This is a genomic window from Caballeronia sp. DA-9, from assembly GCF_051615025.1.
GTDB classification, from domain to species: Bacteria; Pseudomonadota; Gammaproteobacteria; order Burkholderiales; family Burkholderiaceae; genus Caballeronia; species Caballeronia sordidicola.
Window position 1 is genome coordinate 1,054,385 of the sequence record NZ_CP195131.1, and the last position, 22,142, is coordinate 1,076,526.

Genomic DNA, 22,142 nt, shown 5'->3' on the forward strand with positions numbered 1-22,142 from the left:
CATCGACCGGGTTGCCGCCGCCGGAAGTAGCCGAATGCAGGCTAAAGAAATCCAGTCGAAATCCACGGTATTGCAGCGACCAGAATCAAACCGAATCCCAGCGCGAGCATGTAGGCAACCATCGGTTTCATCCCGTCTTCCGGATTGATCCGGTTGATTGCGCAGGCCGTGTAATACCCCACGCCGAACGGCGGCGCGAAGAGTCCCATGCCCATCGCGAGAATGGCGATCATCGCGTAATGCACCGGGTGCACGCCGACTGTTTCAGCAATCGGGAACAACAGCGGGCCGAACAGCACGATCGCGGGAATGCCTTCGAGCAAGCTGCCGAGGACGATGAACAGCGCCATCGACGCAATCACGAACGTCGCCTTCCCGCCCGGCAATTGCCCGAAGAGACTGGCGAGATTGTCGGAGAAACCGGATTGCGTCAGGCACCACGCCATACTCGTCGCCGCGCCAATGATCAAGAGGATTGCGCCGGACAGCGCGGCCGTTCCCACGAGGATCGGCCAGACGCGGCGCATGTCGAAACGGCGGTAGATCAGCAGCCCCGCGAGCACGGTATAGACAATGCCGATCGTCGATACTTCCGTTGCAGTCGCCACGCCCTCGACCACCGCAAGGCGGATCACAAATGGCAACGCAAGCGCCGGCAGCGCGATCCAGAAACTGCGAAACACTTCGCGATGCGTGGGCCGCACGGCGGTGCTCCCCTCTTCACGCGGCGCATGGCGATGCCGCCACCAGACGAGTGCGCAGAGCATCAGTCCGACCACAAGGCCCGGCAGCAAGCCGCCTGTGAACAGCGCGCCAATCGACACACTGGTGACAGAACCAAGAATGATGAGCACCAGGCTCGGCGGAATGGTTTCGGTTTGCGCGGCGGTCGCCGAGAGCAGCGCGACAAATTCGCCGGGTTTCGTGCCGCGCGCCTTCATCTCCGGATACAGCACCGGCGCCAGCGCCGCCATGTCCGCCGACTTGGAACCGGAAATACCCGACACCAGATACATTGCGCCGACGAGCACATACGAGAGACCGCCCGGAATATGCCCCAGCAAGTTGGCGAGAAAAGCCACCAGCGCTTTCGCCATGCCGGTCATTTCCATCAACATGCCAAGGATCACGAAGAGCGGCACCGCGAGCAGCACGATCTGCGACATGCCCTGATCCATCCGGCTCGCCATCACCAGCAAAGGCAGATGCGTGGCGATGGCAAGATACCCGAACGACGCAAGGCTGAACGAGAACGCGATCGGCACGCCTGAAAACACGCACAATCCCACCACGCCGACAAAGAAGATGATGAGGTTCCAACTGCCGATTCCGAGCAGCACGGGTTGCAGCAGATAAAGGCCGAGGCCCACCGTGCCGGTCAGCGCGACAGCGGCAAGCACCGGCCGCCAATGCTCCAGCCGGGCGAGCTGGAACAGCGAACTCGCCATCATCAGGCAGATGCCCGCGGGCATTGCAGCGGCGCGCCACGCATTCGAGATATCGAGCGCCGGATCCGTCAGATTGGCTTCGTCGATCACGTAATCGAGCGTTGCCCCGCACACGAGCACGAGAAAAGCCAGTGGCGCGATCAACGCCAGTGCGCGCCAGAAAGCCTGCCACGCCGGCGGCGCCATCCGGACAAACGCGGCCATGCGCATATGTTCGTTGCGCTGGAAGGCGACGACTGCTCCCATCATTGCGAGCCACAGAAACAGCAGGGAGGCGAGCGAATCGGACCAGACCAGCGAATGATGAAACACATAACGCGACACCACGCCGATCAGAAGCAGCACGATTTCGGCCGCCACCAGCAAACCGGCGACGCCTTCGGTAATCAGCACGAGGCCACGCTCCAGCGCTCCGAACAAGTGCTGCAGCTTGAGCCGGTTTTCAGTCAAGGCAATACGCATGGCTCACCCCAGCGGACCGGTATATTTTTCGAGCAACGCCCAGGCTTGCAGGCCAAATTTCTCGCGCCATTCCGCGTAGTAACCCGCCTGCTTGAGCTTGTTGCGAAACATCTCGCGATCGGGATTGATGATCGTGATGCCCGCCTTGGTCATCTGGTCCGGTACGGCCGCATCCACCTTCACCATGTCGTCGCGCTGCGCCAGCACGGAACGCGTGAACTCTTCCGTGATCACGCCCTGCAAATCCTTCGGCATGGCCGCCCACATGCGCTGGTTGCCGAGAATCCAGTAGCCGTCCCACATATGGTTCGTCATGCTGAGGTATTTCTGGATCTCGTACAGCTTCATTGCGTATAGAAGCGACGGGTAGTTTTCCGCGCCATCCACCACTTTCGTCTGCAAGGCCGTGTAGAGTTCGTTGATGCTGATGGGCGTCGGGCTCGCGCCGAGCGCCTTGAATTGCGATACCCACATGGGGCTGATAGGCACGCGGATCTTGAAGCCTTGCAGGTCGTCCGGCGACTTGATCGGCTTGTTGCTGATGATCTGCCGCCAGCCGCCCTGCATCATCGCCGGAATGGCAAAGAGCCCGACTTTTTCCATCTGGCCGCGCAGATAAGCGCCCACGTCGCCGTCGAGCGCCTTGAAGGCGGCGGGCGTGTCCTTGAGACCATAGGCGAGCCCCGGCAACGCACAGGCGGGCACGAGCGGCACCGCCAGTTGCGACGAGGATAAGAAAAAATCCAGCGAACCGCTATGAACCTGGTTGAGCATGTCGCTGCCCAACTGGCTGTTCGGAAATACGTTCATTTCAACGCGTCCGTTGGTACGCGTCTTGATTCGCTCGGCGGCCTCCTTGATCCGCACGTTCATTGCATAGGCCGGCGGCGTGTCGCTGCCGATCTTGATCCGATACTCCGCCGCGCGCGCAAAGCGCGCCACCAGCGGCGCGGCAAAGAGCGCCGCGCCGCTTTTCAACACCAGACGACGAACTGGCTTGTCCATGATCCGCACCCTCCTTTACCTGCTTGTGCCGGTATGCCCGGCGATACTGCTTGTCTCCGTTATTTTTTAGCCGATGAAACTGGCTTGACGCTACGGTACTGCGTCCGCCGATTGCGCGTCCTTCACCACGCCCGGCAGCGCCACGGTTTCTCCGCTGCGAAACGCCTGATGCACCGCGTCGAGCGTGCGCATCAGCCTGATGCCTTCGTCCGCGTTGACGGAATGGTTCGGCTGCCCGGCCATGGCGAGCGCGAATTCGCGGAACTGCCGCTGGAATTCGATTGCTTCGTCGAGGTAATGACGCTTCTCGTCATCGCCTTGCGCGACCAGCAGGTCGCCGTTGAAAGTCAGTTGCGTGTCGTGCTCGACCACGGCGGTGCCGCGTTCGAACACGAGCACCTTGCGGTTCTCGACCGGCCGCTGATTGAACGACAGATGTACCGATGCAAGACGTCCGCCCGGATAGGCGAGCAGCATCATCGCTTCGTCTTCGCCAGCCCAGAAGTCGTTGTTGCGCACAGCTTCCGCGTGCACCCGCAGCGGATCGTCGCACATGACCATCTGCACGAAATCAAGCACATGAGGGCCGTTTAGCGCTACTACCAGGCCGCTCGCCTTGTCGGCTTCGCGCCACCATTCGGCCTGCGCATCGGGCCAGTACACGCCGAGGCTGACCTGCGCGGAAATGAGCCGGCCGAACTGCGCGTGATGGTCCGCCAGATAGCGGATCGCCCGGAAATGACGCCTGCATTGCGCGACAGCAAGGATCACGCAATGCTCATGCGCGGCCGCAGCCATTTCGAGCGCGTCCCGGGCGGTATCGGCCATCGGCTTTTCAACCAGGATGTGCTTGCCGGCGCGCGCTGCCTGGGTAGCCACCGGCGCATGCAGATGATTGGGCAGGCAGATCACCACGGCGTCGATATCGCTGCGTGCGAGCGCCTGCTCCACGCTGTCGAGCGCGACTTGCGCGCCGTAGCGCGCCGCCGCTTCCTGCGCGAGACGGAGGTCGCTGTCCACGGTCGCAATCAACGTGGCGAGTTCCGGCTGCGACGACACCGCTGCGAGATGCGAGCGCGAAATCCGTCCGCAACCGATCACTGCAATACCCGGCACATGGCTCATCCCTGCCTCCTGGTTGATCGTCGCAAGCTTGAGCGCGATGCGTTAAACCCTACGTTCGCCATCGCGCGAAATCGCCTTGAATTCCTTCGTTCGCTGCGTCAGCGCAATTTCCGTGGGCAGGCGCTCCATCGAACTTGCGCCATAAAAGCCGTGGCACGACGGGCACGATCGCAGCACATAAGCCGCATCTTCGGGCGTCGAGATCGGGCCGCCATGACACAGCACGATGATGTCGTCGCGCACTTGTCGCGCCGCCAGCGCCCACGCCTCGATCAGCGCCGGACAGTCCTCGAGCGCCACGCCGGTCTTCGCGCCGATCGCGCCGCCGCTCGTCAGCCCGAGATGCGCCACGATGATGTCGGCGCCTGCTTCAGCCATGGCCGCGGCGTCGTCCGCGTTGAACACATAGGGCGTGGTCAGCAAGTCCTTGCGCCGCGCCATGCGAATCATCTCCACTTCAAGCGCGTAGCTCATGCCTGTTTCCTCCAGGTTCTGCCGGAAGGTGCCATCGATCAAACCCACGGTCGGAAAATTCTGGACTCCGGAGAAACCCATCTGCGCGAGTTCGTCTAGCAAGCGGTCCATGTCGGCGAACGGATCGGTGCCGTTCACGCCGGCAAGCACCGGCGTATGTTTGACTACCGGCAAGACCTCGCGCGCCATGTCCTTGACAATGTCATTCGCGTTGCCATACGCGAGCAGCCCCGCCAGCGAGCCCCGTCCCGCCATCCGGTAGCGTCCCGAGTTGTAGATCACAATCAGGTCGATACCGCCCGCTTCCTCGCATTTTGCCGACAGGCCCGTACCCGCGCCGCCGCCGACAATCGGCTCACGCCGCGCGATCATCTCTCTATAACGTGCGAGCAACGCGGTTCTCTCGAAACGTGGCATGGCTTGTTCACCTCGTCATGTCGTGGGATCTGGACCGCGTGCCGGCGAGCTCGGCATACGCGGCGGCGGCGGCATCGGCGAAAGCGGCGTCGTTGATGTGAAACGGCAGGCGCTCGATGCGCCGCATCCGCGTTGGCTGGAACGTGGCCTCTATGGCGTCGAACAATGCATGGTCGGCGTCGGGGTCGTAGAAGGGCATGCCCTCGGCGTCAATGGCCGATACACCCCGCTCCGGAATCAAGAACCTGACAGGCCCTTCGCAGCGGTTGAGCCGTTGTGCGATCCATTCGCCAATACGCCGGCACTCGTCGACCGATGTACGCATCAGCGTGACCTGCGGATTGTGCCGGTAGAAGAGGCGTTGCGCGTAACGCGCGGGCACCGTTTCAGGCGCGCCGAAGTTCACCATGTCGAGCGCGCCGCATGAAGCCACGTACGGCACTTTCGTGCGTGCAATCGCGCCGAAGCGGTCAGCAAGACAGGGAAACACGCCGCCTGCGAGAAAATCCGCCACTTCCGTGGTGGTGAGATCGATTGCACCTTCGATCATGCCGCTATCGATCAGCTTTTCGAGCGACTGGCCGCCCGTGCCGGTCGCGTGAAAGACGAGGCACTCGTATTGCCTGTCCAACCGCTCACGCAATAAATCGACCGCGCGCGTGGTCACGCCGAACATGGTGATGCCAAGCGTTGGCTTCACTGCCAGGGCCGAGCCAGCGCTCCCCATGGATGCATCGCCCTTCACCATGCCGGCCATTGCGCTCGCTGCGTTCGAGAGAATCGCGCGGCTGATGCGGTTCAGCCCCGCGATATCGACCACGGAATACATCAGCATGAGATCGCTCGTGCCCACGTAGGGCGCAACGTTGCCCGAGGCCACCGTCGATACCATGACTTTCGGCAAGCCCACCGGTTGCGCGCGCATCGCCTCGGTGACGAGCGCGGTGTTGCCCGAACCGCCCAGGCCGATCACGCCGCCTACGTCTTGCCGCCCCGCGAGGAATCGCGACAGCGCGCAGCCCATTGCCGCGATGGCCGTACCCCGATCCACCGCATTGCTCGCCGCCGCGCCGTCCGGATGGTATCCGGCGACCGTACCTGCATCGATATCCGGCCGCACGCCGTCGCGCGGCGCACCAAGCGTACCAACGTCCACGAGCAATGCGGGCACGCCTGCCGAGAGCAGCCGTTCCCGCACGAACCCGAGTTCGGCGCCCTTCGTGTCACAGGTTCCGACAACGTACACCGTGCGCATGATGTCCTCCGCTCGATCGCGGCCAGCGGCCTAGATGGTCAGCACACCGCCATTGACGTCGATGGTCGCGCCCGTGATGTAGCGGGCGCGTTCCGAGAGCAGAAAGACCGCGACGTCCGCGAGATCTTCCGCCGTGGTGAAACGGCCGAGCGGTATGCCGGCCAGTTGGCGCGCGCGATCTTCCTGCGTGAGCAGTCCCGCGACGCGTTCGCCTTCGGTCGTGCCAGGCGCCACCGCATTGACGCGCACGCCGTTCGCACCGAACTCCTTCGCCAGATGACGCGTGAGTCCGAGCACGCCCGCTTTCGCCGCGGTATAGGGCGAACCGAGCGCAGGGCTCGTCTGCCTGCCGGCGAGCGAGCTGAAGTTCAGGATCGCGCCGCCGCTGCGCTTGATCATCGAGGCAATCGCGGCTTGGCAGCAGAGGAACGTGCCCTTCAGGTTGGAATCCATCACGAGGTCGTATTCGGCTTCGGTGATGTTCAGCGTCGGCACGAGCGGCGCGTAACCGCCCGCGCAATTCACCAGCAGATCCGCGCCCCCCGCCTCTTCGTCAACGTGGTGAAAGAACGCCTTCACCTGAGTGGCGGACGTCACGTCCAGCGTCGCCGGCCTCGCGGCTTCGCCTAGCTGCTTCGCAGCCTCGCGCGAGCGCTCGTCGTCGAGATCCGGGACATACACAGTCGCGCCCTCGGCAATCAGGTAACGCGCGATGACAGTACCAATACCGCGTCCCGCACCCGTGACAACAGCGACTTTCCCCTTGAACGTGTCCATCTGCTTCTCTCCTTGATGACCGGTTGCGTAATCCTCGTCCAGGCACATGCCCGTCCGTGAGGTGGTTAGTCGAGTACCACCCCGCCATCCACCATCAATGTTTCGCCGTAGACGAACGAGGCTTCATCGGATAGCAGAAACAACACGCCTGCGGCGATTTCCTCCGGCCGGGCGAAGCGGCCCATCAGTACCGAGTTCTCGACGGTCTGGCGCTCCTGCTCAGTCATGCCCAGGTGCATGTCCGTCCAGATGGGTCCGGGGCACAGGCAGTTCACGCGAATCGCACCGCGATGAACCGCGAGTTCGCGTGCGAGTGAACGTGTCAGCGTGACCACACCTCCTTTGGACGCACCGTAAGCAGACGTTGACAGGCGGCCTGCGCCACGTTTCGCCGTATCCGATGCCACCGTCACAATGCGTCCGCGTTTGTGCGGTATCATTGTGCGAAGCGCCTGCTGCACGCACAGAAAGGTGCCGCGCAGATTGATGTTCATGACGCGATCCCACTCGCTCACAGTCAGATCGAGCACGCGCGTCTTGTTCGTGATGCCGGCGCAGGTAACGATGCCGTCGAGCGCGATGCCGCTATCGCCGGCCTGCTGGAACACGCTGGCAATCGACGCCTCCGACGCCAGATCGGCGGCGACAGGCAGGCAGCGCGCGCCCAGCGCCTCGACCTCTTTCGCGGTCTGCGCGAGGCCTCCGTGGTTCGCATCCACGCAAATGGTGCTTACGCCGTGCGCGGCGAGGCCCAGCGCCACCGCGCGGCCCAAACCACCCGCGCTGCCGGTCACCATCACGCCTTGAAGATCGAAGTTCATGCGCGGGCTCCTGCGATTCTTCTGCCGGTTAGCGAGTTGTCGAACAAAGCAGCCGCCGATGCCGCCGCGCGTGCCGCAAGCGAAGCAGGATCGATGCGCGCAAAGTCCGGGTTGAATAGCTCGACGGTCCACCAGCCGTCGTAGCCACGCGCAATCAGCGCATTCACGATTGCCTGGACCGGGACCACGCCTTCGCCCGGGAAAAGACGGTCGGCGAGCATGTCGAGTTGCGCGGCTGGCTTGTCTTTTGCATCGGCGAGTTGCACGTTGAAGATCCGCTCGGGCGCGATCCGTTCGATATCGCTTACGAGCGAACCGCCCTGGTGGAACAGGAAGGTATCGATCAACACGCCGCCATTCGCCCGGTTGGCGAGGTTCACGAGTTCCGTGGCGCTTGCCAGCGTGGATATCTGCGGCGACGTTCCCATGAATTCGAGGCACAGGCGCACGCCGTAGGGCCGTGCCAGATCGCACAGCGACGCGAATTCCTCGGCGGCGAGCGCAAGTTCGCCCGTTTCACGCAAGGCGGGAACGGCGGTCACGTTCGCGCATTCGAACTGCTCGCAATGCCGAAGGAACGCATGCAGGCGATGCAGCAGCCGTTCGCGCGTTTCGTCAGCGCCGCCGTTGCGTTGCCGGCGGCTCACGAGCGGCAGACCGCCGTGGTATTGCCATTCGGCAAGAAACGCGGCCTCGGCGATGCGCAGGCCGTATTCGCTTAGCCAGCCACGCACCTCGTCGAACGTTCCTCCTTGCGCCAGATACTGTTCGAACTGATCGTAGCGCAAGCCAATGCCCTTGAAGCCCGCATGCGCGGTGTGCTTGAATGCCTGTTCGAACGCACAGGGAGCAAGCGTCACCGGACTCAATGCAAGATCTGGATGCAAAAGGGCAGAAGAATGACTCATGACACTTCTCCCGTGCTGCGCGTCTTCGCATTAACGCTTGCCGCGCTCCTTTCACGTTTGCGAGGCTTTGCATCCCCAGCGGCCGACGGTTTCAATGCCCGCTCGGGCAACACAATCTCGTTGGTCATCAGGCGCGTGGGCAGCCTGACGATCTCCGGCCGCGAGCCATCCTGCCCGATCAGTCCAAGCAGCATGCGAACCGCGATCCGGCCAATTTGATGGGTGTCCTGAGCAATGACGGGCATTGGCGGATCGACAAGACGTGCCCAGGGCACGTCGTCAAAGCAGATCACTTCTACGTCGCTATTGCGTTGAAGGCCCAGTTCGCGCATTGCCAACAGCACGCCTTCGGCAATCGTGTTGCTGGTGGCGAACAATGCGCCTGGCCGGTCATCGGTATCGAGCAAGGCCAGCGCCGCGGCGTAGGTCGAGTTGGCCTGAAGCCCACCGAACCGTATCCAGTCGCGCCGCACGGGAACGCGCGCGGCTTTCAAGGTCGCCTTGAAGCCGGCAATCCGTTCCCGCGACGTCATGAGTCCTCGGGAGCCTGCCAGCGCACCAATGCGCGTGTGGCCGCGTTCGAGCAGATATTGCACTGCAAGGCGCGCACCGCCTTCGTTGTCGCTCAGCACCGCGCCGCAAGCGGGTTCGTCGATCATGCGGTTGATCGCCACCAGCGGAAGCCGCTCCGGCAGATCACGCTCCATATAACCGTGATCGCCTTCCGCGGGCGCAACGATCAAGCCGTCGACACGCCGCTCCATCAGCCCCATTACCGCCTCGCGCTCACGCTCGAGATCTTCGCCGCTGTTCGCAAGAATCACGGAGTAATCATTCAGCGCCGCTTCGGCTTCAACGCCGCCGACGACCTCCGCGAAGAACAGGTTGGCCACATCCGACATCACCAGCCCGATGGTGCGCGACCGGTTCGTCCGCAGGCTGCCCGCCACGCGGTTCATCCTGAAACCAAGCTGCTGCGCCGCAGCGACAACGAGATCCCGCGTAGCAGGACTCACGCGCTCTGAGCCGTTCATCACGCGGGAAACAGTCTGGTACGACACGCCAGCCCGTCTGCCGACATCCTTTAAGGTCGGCGCGCGATTGATTTCTTCTGATTTCATTTTTTCCCGCAATGTGATCGTTCACATCCTCAATATAGCCAAGCTTCCGCGGAAGTAAACCCGCCAATGCGAACGTTCACATGGTTTACGGGTAAACCTGATTCGCGCAAACAATGGCCGATAAACAGCGCTTGTCACGCGCCGCGTCCTGAGTTGCAATCATGCGTGTCGTCACAGGAGAACAACTGAGATGGATCAGGCATCAGTCCCGGCATCGGCGGAGCGCCGCTGGCTCATTGCAGCCGCGCCGGCAATATTTCTCGTCCTGTGGTCGGCCGGCTTTCCGATCGCGAAGATCGGCCTTCGTTACGCAACGCCGCTCGCCTTCCTGTCCATCCGCTTCGCGTTGAGTGTGGCCGTGCTGCTCGTGCTGTGCGTATGGCGGCGTCCCATCTGGCCACGCACCGCACGAGCGTGGATGCACCTGGCCGTGACCGGCTTTCTGGTTCAGGTGATGTACTTCGGCTTGAGCTATCTGTCGTTGACAGCGGGCCTTTCGTCAACCGTTCTTGCGCTCGTGGTGTCGTTGCAGCCGATCATTGTCGGCGTGCTCGCACCCGTGCTGGTTGCCGAACGCGTCAGCGCCCGCAAGTGGATTGGGCTGGTACTCGGCCTGGCCGGCGCGGCCGGTGTGATCGCGGCGCGCGGCCATGTGGAAGTCCAGTCATTGAGCGCGTTGCTTCTGGCGGCCGGCGCGCTCGCCGGCATGACCGCCGCAATGCTTTACGAGAAGCGCTTCGGTACGCGCCAGGACCCGCTGAGCGCGAATCTGATCCAGTACGCCATTGGTTTTGCGATTTGCGCGCCGTTGTCCGTCTCGTTCGAAACGATGCACGTTCAATGGACCGGCGCGTTCGTCGCCACGCTCCTGTACCTCGTGATCGGCAACTCGCTGATCGCCATCACGCTGCTGCTTGCCATGACGCGCGCGGGCAAGGTGTCGCAAGTAGCGTCCCTGTTCTTCTTCGTGCCGCCCGGGGCTGCGTTGATGTCCTACGCAATGCTGGGCGAAGTGTTGCCCGCAACGGCGTGGTGGGCGATGGCAGTCGCAATAGTCGGCGTCGCGATTGCAACCGCAGGGCGGCCGTGATCAGGCGCTGCCGCCAACGCGCGCGGCCAGTCGCTGCTGCCTCAAGATCTTGACGAAGTTCAGCACGGTCGCCGATTTTTCGCGTGGTCTATGAACCAGCGCAATGCCAGTCGAAAGTGGCTTGCCCTGCAGTTCGTGATACGACACCCCTTCGACCTGGATCTGCCGGATCGACGCGGGAACCACCGCAACGCCGAACCCCGCCGCAACAAGATTGGCTGCCGACGATATTTGTGGCGACTCCATGCTGATCGAGGGAGCGAAGCCCGCTTCGCGGCAGGCGCTGATGATCGAGTCGTATAGATCAGGACCGATTGGGCGTGGAAAGAGAATGAACGGATCATCGGCAAGGTTCGCCAGATCGACGCGCCGCCTCCGGTTCAAGCGATGGTTCGCCGGCAGTACCGCCAGCATGGCTTCGTCGGCCAGCGGTTCGACGATCAAGTCCCGGCAGTTGAGCGGCATGCGCACGAGGGCAGCGTCGAGTTGCCGCTCGGCGACCTTGTCGAGCAAGGCCGCGCTATTGCTTTCTTCGCAACTGATCGCGACGCGCTCATATGCATGCCGATAGCGCTGCATCGTGGTCGCCACCATCGGATGAAACACCGTGGAACCCGCGAACCCGAGCGACAGCCGGCCCGTCTCGCCGCGTCCCGCATTCTGCACATCCACAAACGCCTGCTGCGCGTCATCCACGATCCGCCGCGCGCTCTCGCGAAAGAGCCGTCCCGCTTCAGTCAGTTCCACGCGGCGCGGATGCCGGATGAATAGACGTGTGCCGATTTCCCGCTCGAGCTTCAGGATCTGCTGACTCAAGGGCGGCTGGGCAATCCCGAGATGCGCGGCTGCATCGGTGAAATGCAGATGCTCCGCGACGGCGAGGAAATAGCGTAACTGACGAAATTCCATATCTTTTTCGTCTCCAAAATGTGTTCGCAAGATATTGGACGAATGACCGAGCTGATTTTAACCTTTGAGTCAACCCGATGCGCTGAAACGCCGCAGCCAGGTCGGCTGGAGATAGCGGCTGCGGATCACGTCCAACTTTTCTCAGGAGATTCCAATGTCAACAGCACGCGCACCACTGGCAACACTCCCGGCCGACGCGGCCAGCAAGTTGATCGCGACATTGCGCGGTATTGTCGGCAAGAAGCACACGCTGACCGATGAAGGCGCAACCCGCCGCTACCGCACAGGCTTTCGTTTTGGCGCCGGCAAGGCGCTGGCGGTGGTGCGTCCCGGGACGATCGCCGAACAATGGAACGTGCTGCAGGCGTGCATCACGGCGAATGTGATCGTCATCACGCAGGCGTCGAACACAGGGCTCACGGGCGGCTCGACGCCCGATGGCAACGACTACGACCGGGACATCGTGATCGTCAGCACGAGCCGCATGAAGAAGGTGTACGTCATCAATGACGGTACGCAGGTAGTCTGCCTGCCGGGCGCAACCCTCGACCAGTTGGAAAAAACGCTGAAGCCGCTTGGCCGCGAACCGCATTCGGTGATCGGCTCGAGTTGCATCGGCGCGTCGGTTTTCGGTGGTGTGTGCAACAACTCGGGCGGCGCGTTGGTGCATCGCGGCCCGGCGTATACGGAGATGGCTTTGTTTGGGCAAGTCGATGCAACCGGCAAACTGAATCTCGTCAACCATCTGGGAATCGAGCTCGGCGAATTGCCCGGCGACATACTTGGACGGCTCGACCGAGGCGAGTTTTCAGACGCCGATATCCGGCATGACGCGGGCGCGGGATCGGACCATGGTTATGCAGCTCATGTGCGCGAGATCGATGCCGAGACGCCCGCGCGATTCAACGCGGACCCGCAGCGGCTCCATGAAGCGTCCGGCTCGGCCGGCAAGGTAATGGTGTTCGCAGTCAGGCTCGACACGTTTCCAATCGATCAGGACGCAAAGGTCTTTTATATCGGCACGAACCGGCCCGACGAACTGACTGAGATCCGCCGTCACGCGCTTCATGATTTCCAGCACCTGCCGATCTCGGGCGAATATCTTCATCGCGACGCCTTCGATATTGCGGAGGAGTACGGCAAGGATACCTTCCTCGCAATCAACTATCTCGGCACGTCCAGGCTGCCCGCGCTGTTCGGACTGAAAAGCCGTTTCGATGCACTGTTCGACCGCATCGGATTTGTCCCTTCGCACTTCACCGACCGCGTGTTGCAGGCTGCGAGCCGGCTGTTTCCAAGCCATCTGCCGGCGCGCATGAAGCAGTATCGCGACAAGTACGTACATCACCTGATGTTGAAAGTGGCGGCCGAAAGTGTCGAAGAAACGCGTGCCTTTCTCTCAAGCTACTTTGAGAACGCCACGGGCGGCTTTTTCGAATGTACCGACGAAGAAGGCCGGAAAGCATTCCTGCACCGTTTCGCCGCTGCTGGCGCAGCGGTCCGTTACCGGGCCGTGCATACGCGGGAAGTGGAGGACATTGTCGCGCTCGACATTGCGCTGCGTCGCAACGATCGCGACTGGATCGAGACCTTGCCGCCCGAGATTGAAGAGACGATTGCAATCAAGCTGTATTACGGCCACTTCCTCTGCCATGTCTTCCATCAGGATTACATCGTGAAGAAGGGAAACGATTGCCTTGAAGTCGAACACAGGATGTGGACGCTGCTGGATGATCGCGGCGCCGAATATCCGGCGGAACACAATGTGGGTCACCTGTATCACGCGAAACCCCAGCTCGCCGCATTTTACAAGCAGCTTGATCCTTGCAACTGCTTCAACCCGGGGATCGGGCAAACTTCGAAGTTCGCGAAGTACCGCGAGGCCGCGCTCTAGGTTCATCTGAAAATGGCGAAGTCGCGGACCACAGGCTCAATTGCGCGATTCACGCAAGGTCACGCGCAGGAAATCGCGCAGCGAATCGCCGTGATGCGGAAAGCCCCTGTCCCTGGACCAGATGATGCCGACATCCATTGTCGGCACCGCATTCACAACGGGCCTTCGCACAATGCGGCCGCCTTCCAGCGACCACGGGCGGTAGACCAGGTCCGACAGGATCGTCACGCCCACACCCTGCGCCACCATGCTTCGGATTCCTTCAATCGACTTGCTCTGAAAAGTCACCGGTGGCGTCAATCCCCAGTGAGCCCAATAGCGATGCGCCGTATTCACATGCTCGTCCATGTCGAGCAGCAGGAAGTCATGATGTGCGACATCGGCGAGTGATGCGCTCTCCAGCGCGGCGAGCGGATGATCGGGCGCGACCCACAAATGCCGCGCCGAACGCAGCAGCGTTTCGCCCTCTATATCTTCGCGAAGCGCCGCATTCGAAACCAGCACAATGCCCAGATCAAGCTGCCCTTCAACAATAGCCTGCTCCACCTCGACGCGTTCGCGTTCGAACAGCACCAGCGACAGATCCGGAAATCGCCGCTTGAGCGCAAGCTGCAGCGTTGGCATCAAATAAGCCGAAATCGTGTCCGTCACGCCAATGCGCAGCGTGCCCGACAACCCGTCGGGCCGCTCGCGCATGTCGTCGGCGGCATGGCGGGCGGCGGCATCGATTTGCTGCGCGTGACGCAGGAAACGCTCGCCAGCGTCGCTTAAACGCAAGCCTTTTGAATGCCGGATAAACAACTCGGCACCAAGCGCTTCTTCCAGGCTCTTGAGCGCGATGGTCATCGACGATTGCGAAATATTGCAGCGCAAGGCTGCCTTCGAGATCTGCCCGGTCTCGGCCGTCGCAATGAAATACCGTATTTGCCGCAGCGTGAAGTCCATTGATTTTGCCAATATCGCAAGTTCTTAATTTTGAATTATCAATATTATTTTGGCCACCCTAGGATCGATTTTCAGCACCCGTCAACGCATTCCCTCCGATGAAATCGATAGAAACACCGGGCTACTGCACTTTGTGCCGTTCACGGTGCGGCACCCTCAATACAGTTCGCGACGGGCAACTGGTCAGCGTACGCCCCGATCCGTCGCATCCGACAGGCTCGGCCATGTGCATGAAGGGGCGCGCCGCGCCGGAGCTCGTCCATAGTCCGCACCGTCTGAAATATCCGCTTCGGCGCACGAACCCGAAGCACGCCGCCGATCCGGGCTGGCAACGCATTTCGTGGGACGAGGCGCTCAACGAAGTCAGCGAGCGCCTGAGCGCGATCCGGCGCGAAAGCGGCGCGGAGTCCGTCGTGTTCGCCGTTACCACGCCGAGCGGCACGCCATTGTCGGACAGCATCGACTGGATCGAGCGGTTCGTGCGTTTGTATGGCAGTCCGAATATTTGCTATGCCACGGAGATTTGCAACTGGCACAAGGACTTTGCGCACGCGTTCACGTTTGGCTGCGGCATGCCGACGCCCGACATGGAACACGCCGATCTCATCATGTTGTGGGGCCACAATCCGGCGGCGGCGTGGCTTGCGCAGGCGAACGCTGTGGGCGCCGGCCGCGCCAACGGCGCGAAGCTGCTTGTGGTCGACCCGCGTCCGACCGGGCTCGCGCAGCAGGCGGAGGTATGGCTGCGCGTGCGCCCCGGCACCGACGCCGCGCTTGCCCTCGGCCTGATCCACCTGCTGATCCGGGACGGCCAATACGACGAATCCTTCGTGCGGCGCTGGACCAATGGCCCGGTTCTCGTGCGCGAGGACAATGGCGCGTTCCTGCGCGAACGTGACGTAGATGCGAGCGCGTCCGATAACCGCGTGCTGACGTGGGGCACAGCAGGCCTGAGCACTGGAACGCAGGGCGCGCTGCGCGGCACGTTCGATATAGACACCGCTGACGGCCGCATTCGCTGTCACCCGGCGTTCGAATTGCTCGAGCGCGAAGCCGCGATATATACGCCCGCGCATGTGTCGGAACTCACGAGCATTCCGGCTGAGACCATTATTGCGGCGGCGCGGCTGATCGGGTCGTCGAAAAGGATTGCGTATCACGCGTGGTCAGGCGTTGGACAGCATACCAACGCAACGCAGACCGAACGCGCCATGGCCGTCTTGTACGCGCTGACCGGTTGCTTCGATAAAACTGGCGGCAATCGCCTGTATCCGAAGCTTCCCGTGAATGCGATCAGCGACCTCGCGCAACTCGCACCCGAGCAGCGCAAGAAGGCGCTCGGGCTTGCCGAGCGTCCGCTGGGGCCGCCCGCGCACGGCTGGGTGACTGCGCGCGATACGTATCGCGCCATTCTGGAAGGCGAGCCGTATCCGGTGCGCGCAATGTTCGGTTTTGGCGCAAATCCACTCGCCTCGCAGGCCGATATTTCAACGGCGCGCCGCGCGCTGGAAGCGCTCGAATTTCACGTGCATTGCGATCTGTTCGAAACACCCACGGCACGCTACGCCGACATCCTGTTGCCGGTCGGCACGCCGTGGGAACGCGAGGGCTTGCGCGTGGGCTTCGAATTGAACGCGACGTCGCAAACGCATGTGCAACTGCGCCGCCGCTTTGTCGAGCCACGAGACGAAGCGCGCTCGGACAACGAGATTGTCTTTGACCTTGCTTGCCGGCTCGGCATGCAACGCGACTTCTTCGACGGCTCTCTCGAAGCCGGATGGAATCACATGCTCGCGCCGCTCGGGGTTACGGTCGCGCAGCTTCGCGAGCAGCCCGGTGGTATCAGCATGCCCTTGCCCGAGCGTGAAAAGCATTATGAAACCACGGGTTTCGCGACCGAAACCGGACGCGTTGAACTGTATTCGGCGTTGCTGCACCGGCACGGCCAAGCGCCGCTGCCGAGGTTCGTCAGACCAGCCGAGGAGAACCTCGCGGGAAGCCGTTTTCCCTTCGTTCTGTCCTCGGCGAAGAACGGCCATTTTTGCCACAGCCAGCATCGCTCGCTCGTGTCGCTCAGGAAACGCTCGCCGCAGCCCATGCTCGATATCGCCACGGGCATTGCACAGGCGCGCCAGATCGCGGACGGTGATCCGGTGATCGTCACCACGCGCAACGGTATCGCGCGCTTCATCGCACGCCGGGTCGATGCATTGCAACCGGATACCGTTGTCGCGGAATTCGGCTGGTGGCAAGCCTGTCCCGAGATTGGCGCACCCGGCTTTACGCTCGACGGACCGGGCAACAGCCATTACAACGGCCTGATCTCGTCGGACCATGCGGACCCGACAAGCGGCTCCGTGCCGCTGCGCTCGTTTCGCTGCGACATCGCGCGCGATCCGCTATTTGATATCGCGCGCCGTGGCTGGACCGGATGGCGTCCGTTCATCGTGAGCAACACCCAGCCGATCGCCGATGGTGTCATCGGCCTGGATCTCACGCCCGCCGATCACGGCGGCTTGCCCGATTTCCAGCCGGGCCAGCATGTGTCCATCCGTGTCGATACCGGACATGGCGGGGAGCCGCTTGCACGCGCTTATTCGCTGACGGGGCCTGCGCGGCTAAAGTCGCGAACGCATTACAGCATCGCGGTCAGGCATCAGCGCGGCGTTGACGATACCGGCGCGGAGTGGCATGGCGCGCTTTCGTCGCATCTGCACAGGCGCATTGAACGCGGCGCGCAGGTGGAATTGCGTGCGCCCGCCGGCCGCTTCACCTTGCCCCTGCAGTCGCCACAACCGGTCGTGCTGATCGCGGGCGGGATCGGCATTACGCCTTTCATCAGCCAGCTCGAAACACTTGTATTGATGGACGCGGCGCCGCCGAAAATCGAATTGCATTACGCAAACCGGGGCAGCGCGACACATGCGTTCAAGGCGCGCCTTGCGGCATTGCGCGCCGAACTGCCGCAACTGGACGTCATTGATTACTACGGCGGCGCACGGATCACCGACGCCGTGGTGACCGACGAGCACATCAGGCTGCGCGCGCGCGTCTACATGTGCGGACCCGCGCCAATGATGCACGCCGTGCGCACCGGCCTTATTGCGCGTGGCATGCCGGGCTTCGACATCTTCCACGAGGAGTTCCGCTCGCCGCCGCGCGCCCTTCCCGCAGGTGAGCGCACGCATACCGTCACGTTTCGACGCAGCGGCCGCGTGGCGCAGTGGCAGCCGGTATCCGGAACGCTGCTGGAGTTTGCCGAAAAACTGGGCATCGCGATGCCAAGCGGTTGCCGCGTCGGGCAATGCGAAAGCTGCGCCGTTCGCCTGATCAAGGGCGACGCGGCGCACCTTAACGGCGAAGCGCCCGACGAACCCGGCATGCTGCTCGGTTGCCAGGCCATTCCCGTTTCCGATCTGGAAATCGATGCATGAGCACGCCTCGAAATCCCATGACGCCATTTCCACGATTACTACCACTACCACGCCCAAGCGAGAACCCATGAAAAACACGACCACGCTCGAAAGAACCGCGCCGCCCTCCGGGACCGGCTTCCTTGAACGCGTTGCCATTGCTGTTGCGCGCTGGTCGGAACGCTGGTTCCCCGATGCCTACGTTTTCGCGGCCATCGCGGTAGCCGCCGTGGCGCTCGGGGCGCTCGCCATCGGCGCGCCTGCAACCCAGGTTGCGCAGACTTTTGGCGATGGTTTCTGGAGCCTGATTCCCTTCACCATGCAAATGGCGATGATCGCGATTACCGGCTACGTGGTCGCCGTTTCCACGCCGGCGTCGAGACTCATCGCGATGCTTGCCCGCCTGCCGCGCTCGGGGCGCGCCGCGATCACGTTCGTCGCGCTGGTCACCATTGTCCTGTCGATGTTCAACTGGGCAATCAGCCTGATCTTCAGCGGCCTGCTCGCGCGGGCGCTGGCACGCCGCGGCGATCTCGCCATGGACTATCGCGCGGCCGGCGCAGCGGCGTATCTCGGCATGGGCGCAACCTGGGCGCTCGGCCTGAGTTCGGCCGCCGCGCAACTGCAGGCGAATCCGGCGAGCCTGCCCAAGGCAATCAGCGACATCACGGGCGTGCTGCCCTTCTCGCAGACCATTTTCCTGCCGCAATCGATGCTCATGGCCGCGGCGCTCGCGGTCGTCTCGCTCGCCATTGCGTGGTTCTCGTCGCCGCGCGACGAACGCGTGGTGAGCGCGGCGGATCTGGGCGTGGACCTGTCCGAAGCGCCCATGCAAGCCGCACGCGCCCAACGTCCGGGCGACTGGCTCGAACACAGTCCGCTGCTGACCATCGTACTGGTGGCGCTGGGTGCTGGATGGCTCGTTCATGAATTCTCGAGCAAGGACCCGCTCCTCGCCATCTCGAACCTCAACACCTACAACTTCCTGTTTCTGATGCTCGGCATGTTGCTGCACTGGCGGCCGTATCGGTTCCTGCAGGCGGTGAAGGCGTCGGTGCCTTCGGTGGCGGGCGTGCTGATCCAGTTTCCGTTATACGGCGGTATCGCGTTCATGCTGACGAAGGCGGCGGCCCCCGGCGGCGAGGCGCTTTCGCATGTGCTCGCGGCGTTCTTTGTTTCAGTGTCGTCGCACATGTCGTTTCCGGCCGTAATGGGCGCGTACTCCGCCATCCTCGGATTTTTCGTGCCGTCGGGCGGCGGCAAGTGGATTATTGAAGCGCCGTATGTGATGCAGGCGGCGAGCGACCTGCGCGTGCATCTTGGCTGGGCCGTGCAGGTGTACAACGCGGCCGAGGCATTGCCGAACCTGATCAATCCGTTCTGGATGCTGCCGCTGCTCGGCGTGCTCGGATTGCGCGCGCGGGATATCGTGGGATTCACGTTCACGCAGTTGATCGTCCACGTGCCGCTCGTCTTGATTCTTCTGACCGTGCTCGCCGGTACGCTCGAATTCGTGCCGCGGACAATGTAACTTTGGAAAAAGCGCGAGTCCGTCGAATCGCGCTCGAGTCAATGCGACACCGCTGGACCGGCGCCCGGGCCAATTCCGATTTTTCAGTCGGAATGCGAACCCAGGACACGCGACAGATCCAGCGCGTCATAGGGCTTTCGCAGAATGCGAGCCGTTGGCAGCATCGTGCGCTGTTCCGGGCTCAAGACAATGTCGTACCCGGACGCGACGACAATGCGCAACTGGCGGAAGCGGCTGCTGGCGTTGATCGCCAGGTCAATACCGGAAATATCCGGCAATCCGATGTCGACAATCAGCACGTCGACCGGTTGTGCTTCCAGGACGCTCATTGCAGCGGCGCCGTTGGCAGCTTGCAAGGGAGCGATTCCAAGACGGTTCAACATTTCGATCGTTCCCGCGCGCACCAGATCGTCGTCTTCTACGAGCAGTACCTGTTGCGAGGCAAACGCCGCGGGCAAATGGGCGGTTGCAGGTTTAGCCGCAGAGAGCGCCGCAGCCGCCGCCTCGCGTTGCTCCTGGTTGCGCAGCACATGACGAATCTTGCGGGCTAGCGCTTCACGCGAATAGGGCTTGCTCAGCAACTCGACGCCCGGGTCGAGCTTGCCCCCATGCACTATCGCGTTTTGCGTGTAGCCGGACGTGAAGAGGACGCCAATACTTGGAAGCCGCTCACGAGCCTTGCGTGCCAGCTCCGGACTGCTCAAGCTGCCCGGCATGACCACGTCGGTGAACAGCAGATCGATAGGCACGCCACTCTCGATGATCGCCAGCGCGCTCATTGCGTCCTTGGCTAGGAGTATCCGGTAGCCGAGATTGGACAAGAGTTCCACGACCGTGCGGCGCACGTCCTCGTCGTCTTCCGCAACAAGGATCGTTTCGCTGCCGCCGGTGACCGGCCCTGCGTCTATCTCGACGACGGTGTCTTCTTCCTGCAAGGCCCGCGGCAGGTAGATTCGCACCGTTGTGCCGTGACCCACTTCGCTATAAAGCTTGAGATGGCCGCCCGATTGCTTGACGAAGCCATATACCATGCTCAATCCGAGGCCCGTGCCCTGACCTTCCGGCTTGGTCGTGAAGAAAGGTTCGAGCACCCGTTCCATCAAGTCCGGCGCTATGCCCGAACCCGTATCGGTGACCGCGACCATCACGTACTGGCCCGTCTCCGCGCCGGGGTTGCTCCGGACATAATTGTCGTCCAGCGCGGCGTTGCCCGCCTCGATGGTCAGCCGCCCGTGTCCCTGCATTGCGTCACGTCCGTTGATCGCGAGATTCAAGATGGCGTGTTCCACTTGATACGGATCGACAAACGTATTCCACAATCCCCCCGAAACAACGGTCTCCACCTGTATGCCGTCACCGAGGGCGCGTCTGAACATGTCGTCGAGATTGCGTATGAAGCGGCCAAGGTTCACCACCTTTGGCGCGAGCGGCTGGCGCCGGCCGAAAGCCAGCAGTTGTGCAGCGAGCTTGGCGCCGCGTGTCACGCCCGCCAGTGCGTTGCGCACTCGCTTCTCGGGTCTGCCCATTCCCGCAACGTCTTGCGCGAGGAGTTGCAAATTTCCGCTGATCACCTGCAAGAGGTTGTTGAAATCGTGTGCGACACCGCCTGTAAGGCGTCCGATCGCTTCCATTTTCTGCGACTGGGCCAATGCCGCATTGGCGCGTTCCAACGCTTCGGCCGCATGCTTGCGCTCGGTGATATCGCGCGTGACCTTGGCGAACCCGATGTGCCGGCCGGTTCCATCGCGGATGATGTCAACGACAGCATGCGCCCAAAAGGTGCTCCCGTCCTTCCGTACGCGCCAGCCCTCATGTTCGAACCGGCCGTCTCGCTTGGCCGCGGCGAGCGCGCGGGCCGGCAATCCGCTGGCGCGGTCGGCCTCTGTATAAAACCGCTCGAAATGCGTGCCGATAACTTCCTTGTCCGTATAGCCTTTGATGCGCGTCGCGCCTGCGTTCCAGTTCGTGACCTCGCCGGTTGGGGAAAGCATGTAGATGGCATAGTCGGTCACGCCCTGAACGAGCAGCCGGAACTGTTCCTCGCTCACGCGCAACGCCTCGTGGGCCGCCTTGCGTTCGGTAATGTCCCGGGTAATCTTGGCGAAGCCGACAAACGTACCCGTCGCGTCGATAATCCGGTCAACGACGACACTAGCCCAAAAGCGTGAGCCGTCTTTACGCACACGCCATCCCTCACCCTCGAATCTCCCGTCGGCCTGCGCTGTGCTGAGCGCGAGTGCCGGCTTTCCCGCGACCCGGTCCTCTTCCGTATAGAAGACCGAGAAGTGTTGCCCGAGGATCTCGTCCTTCTCGTACCCCTTGAACCGCCGCGCGCCCGTATTCCAGCTGACCACGTGGCCGGTTGGATCCAGCATGTAGATTGCATAGTCACTGACGCTCGTCACGAGCAGTTCGTAGCGATGTTCGCTGTTGACATCGCCGAGGCTGCCGCTGGTATTTAAGGTCATATTCGTGGACGCACTTGCAGCGGTTGGAAACAAAAGCGAAAGAAATGTTGCCGGGTGGACAATAGTTGGAAAAGTAGTA

16 protein-coding genes are annotated in these 22,142 nt (G+C 62.4%); 4 read left to right on the forward strand and 12 right to left on the reverse strand.

The window, feature by feature from the left end; translation table 11 throughout:
• Window positions 1–41: 41 nt before the first annotated feature.
• From ACRWA7_RS04695 to ACRWA7_RS04735, 9 genes are all read right to left on the reverse strand, one after another.
• Entirely contained in the window at window positions 42–1,910 is a 1,869-nt protein-coding gene (locus ACRWA7_RS04695; RefSeq protein WP_438390272.1) for a TRAP transporter large permease, read from the reverse strand.
• 3 nt (window positions 1,911–1,913) lie between these two features.
• Complete coding sequence (locus ACRWA7_RS04700; protein ID WP_438390273.1) at window positions 1,914–2,915, reverse strand: TRAP transporter substrate-binding protein; 1,002 nt, start codon at window positions 2,913–2,915, stop codon at window positions 1,914–1,916.
• 90 nt (window positions 2,916–3,005) lie between these two features.
• Window positions 3,006–4,040, reverse strand: coding sequence for a Gfo/Idh/MocA family protein (locus ACRWA7_RS04705; protein WP_438390274.1), 1,035 nt, complete (start codon window positions 4,038–4,040; stop codon window positions 3,006–3,008).
• Between the two features lie 42 nt (window positions 4,041–4,082).
• Window positions 4,083–4,931 (reverse strand): phosphoenolpyruvate hydrolase family protein, encoded by an 849-nt coding sequence (locus tag ACRWA7_RS04710; protein WP_438390275.1) that lies wholly within the window; start codon window positions 4,929–4,931, stop codon window positions 4,083–4,085.
• Between the two features lie 7 nt (window positions 4,932–4,938).
• Window positions 4,939–6,186 (reverse strand): Tm-1-like ATP-binding domain-containing protein, encoded by a 1,248-nt coding sequence (locus ACRWA7_RS04715; RefSeq protein ID WP_438390276.1) that lies wholly within the window; start codon window positions 6,184–6,186, stop codon window positions 4,939–4,941.
• A gap of 30 nt (window positions 6,187–6,216) precedes the next feature.
• Window positions 6,217–6,963: an SDR family NAD(P)-dependent oxidoreductase gene (locus tag ACRWA7_RS04720; RefSeq protein WP_438390277.1), complete on the reverse strand. Its 747-nt coding sequence runs from the start codon at window positions 6,961–6,963 to the stop codon at window positions 6,217–6,219.
• A gap of 65 nt (window positions 6,964–7,028) precedes the next feature.
• Entirely contained in the window at window positions 7,029–7,784 is a 756-nt protein-coding gene (locus ACRWA7_RS04725; protein WP_060819618.1) for an SDR family NAD(P)-dependent oxidoreductase, read from the reverse strand.
• Entirely contained in the window at window positions 7,781–8,692 is a 912-nt protein-coding gene (locus ACRWA7_RS04730; RefSeq protein ID WP_438390278.1) for a sugar phosphate isomerase/epimerase family protein, read from the reverse strand. Before ACRWA7_RS04730 ends, ACRWA7_RS04725 begins: the two co-directional genes overlap by 4 nt.
• A complete protein-coding gene (locus tag ACRWA7_RS04735) occupies window positions 8,689–9,813 on the reverse strand; it encodes a LacI family DNA-binding transcriptional regulator (RefSeq protein ID WP_438390279.1) in 1,125 nt (374 codons plus the stop codon). Before ACRWA7_RS04735 ends, ACRWA7_RS04730 begins: the two co-directional genes overlap by 4 nt.
• Before the next feature lie 190 nt (window positions 9,814–10,003).
• On the opposite strand from ACRWA7_RS04735, the gene ACRWA7_RS04740 reads away from it, so the two are divergent.
• On the forward strand, window positions 10,004–10,903 hold the full coding sequence (locus ACRWA7_RS04740; protein WP_438390280.1) for a DMT family transporter: 900 nt from the start codon (window positions 10,004–10,006) through the stop codon (window positions 10,901–10,903).
• On the opposite strand, the gene ACRWA7_RS04745 is transcribed toward ACRWA7_RS04740, so the two are convergent.
• Entirely contained in the window at window positions 10,904–11,812 is a 909-nt protein-coding gene (locus ACRWA7_RS04745) for a LysR family transcriptional regulator (RefSeq protein ID WP_438390281.1), read from the reverse strand.
• A gap of 154 nt (window positions 11,813–11,966) precedes the next feature.
• Here ACRWA7_RS04745 and dld point away from each other — a divergent pair, with 154 nt between their 5' ends.
• The gene (gene dld, locus ACRWA7_RS04750; protein ID WP_438390282.1) at window positions 11,967–13,706 is read left to right on the forward strand and encodes a D-lactate dehydrogenase; all 1,740 of its coding nucleotides are present in this window, start codon (window positions 11,967–11,969) and stop codon (window positions 13,704–13,706) included.
• Window positions 13,707–13,742: 36 nt separating this feature from the next.
• On the opposite strand, the gene ACRWA7_RS04755 is transcribed toward dld, so the two are convergent.
• Window positions 13,743–14,651, reverse strand: a complete 909-nt coding sequence (locus tag ACRWA7_RS04755; RefSeq protein ID WP_438390283.1) for a LysR family transcriptional regulator — start codon at window positions 14,649–14,651, stop codon at window positions 13,743–13,745.
• 98 nt (window positions 14,652–14,749) lie between these two features.
• Here ACRWA7_RS04755 and ACRWA7_RS04760 point away from each other — a divergent pair, with 98 nt between their 5' ends.
• A complete protein-coding gene (locus ACRWA7_RS04760) occupies window positions 14,750–18,085 on the forward strand; it encodes a molybdopterin-dependent oxidoreductase (RefSeq protein WP_438390284.1) in 3,336 nt (1,111 codons plus the stop codon).
• Between the two features lie 67 nt (window positions 18,086–18,152).
• Window positions 18,153–19,595, forward strand: coding sequence for a short-chain fatty acid transporter (locus tag ACRWA7_RS04765; RefSeq protein WP_438390285.1), 1,443 nt, complete (start codon window positions 18,153–18,155; stop codon window positions 19,593–19,595).
• A gap of 83 nt (window positions 19,596–19,678) precedes the next feature.
• Here ACRWA7_RS04765 and ACRWA7_RS04770 read toward each other — a convergent pair whose 3' ends face one another.
• A complete protein-coding gene (locus ACRWA7_RS04770; protein ID WP_438390286.1) occupies window positions 19,679–22,063 on the reverse strand; it encodes a PAS domain S-box protein in 2,385 nt (794 codons plus the stop codon).
• Window positions 22,064–22,142: the final 79 nt, after the last annotated feature.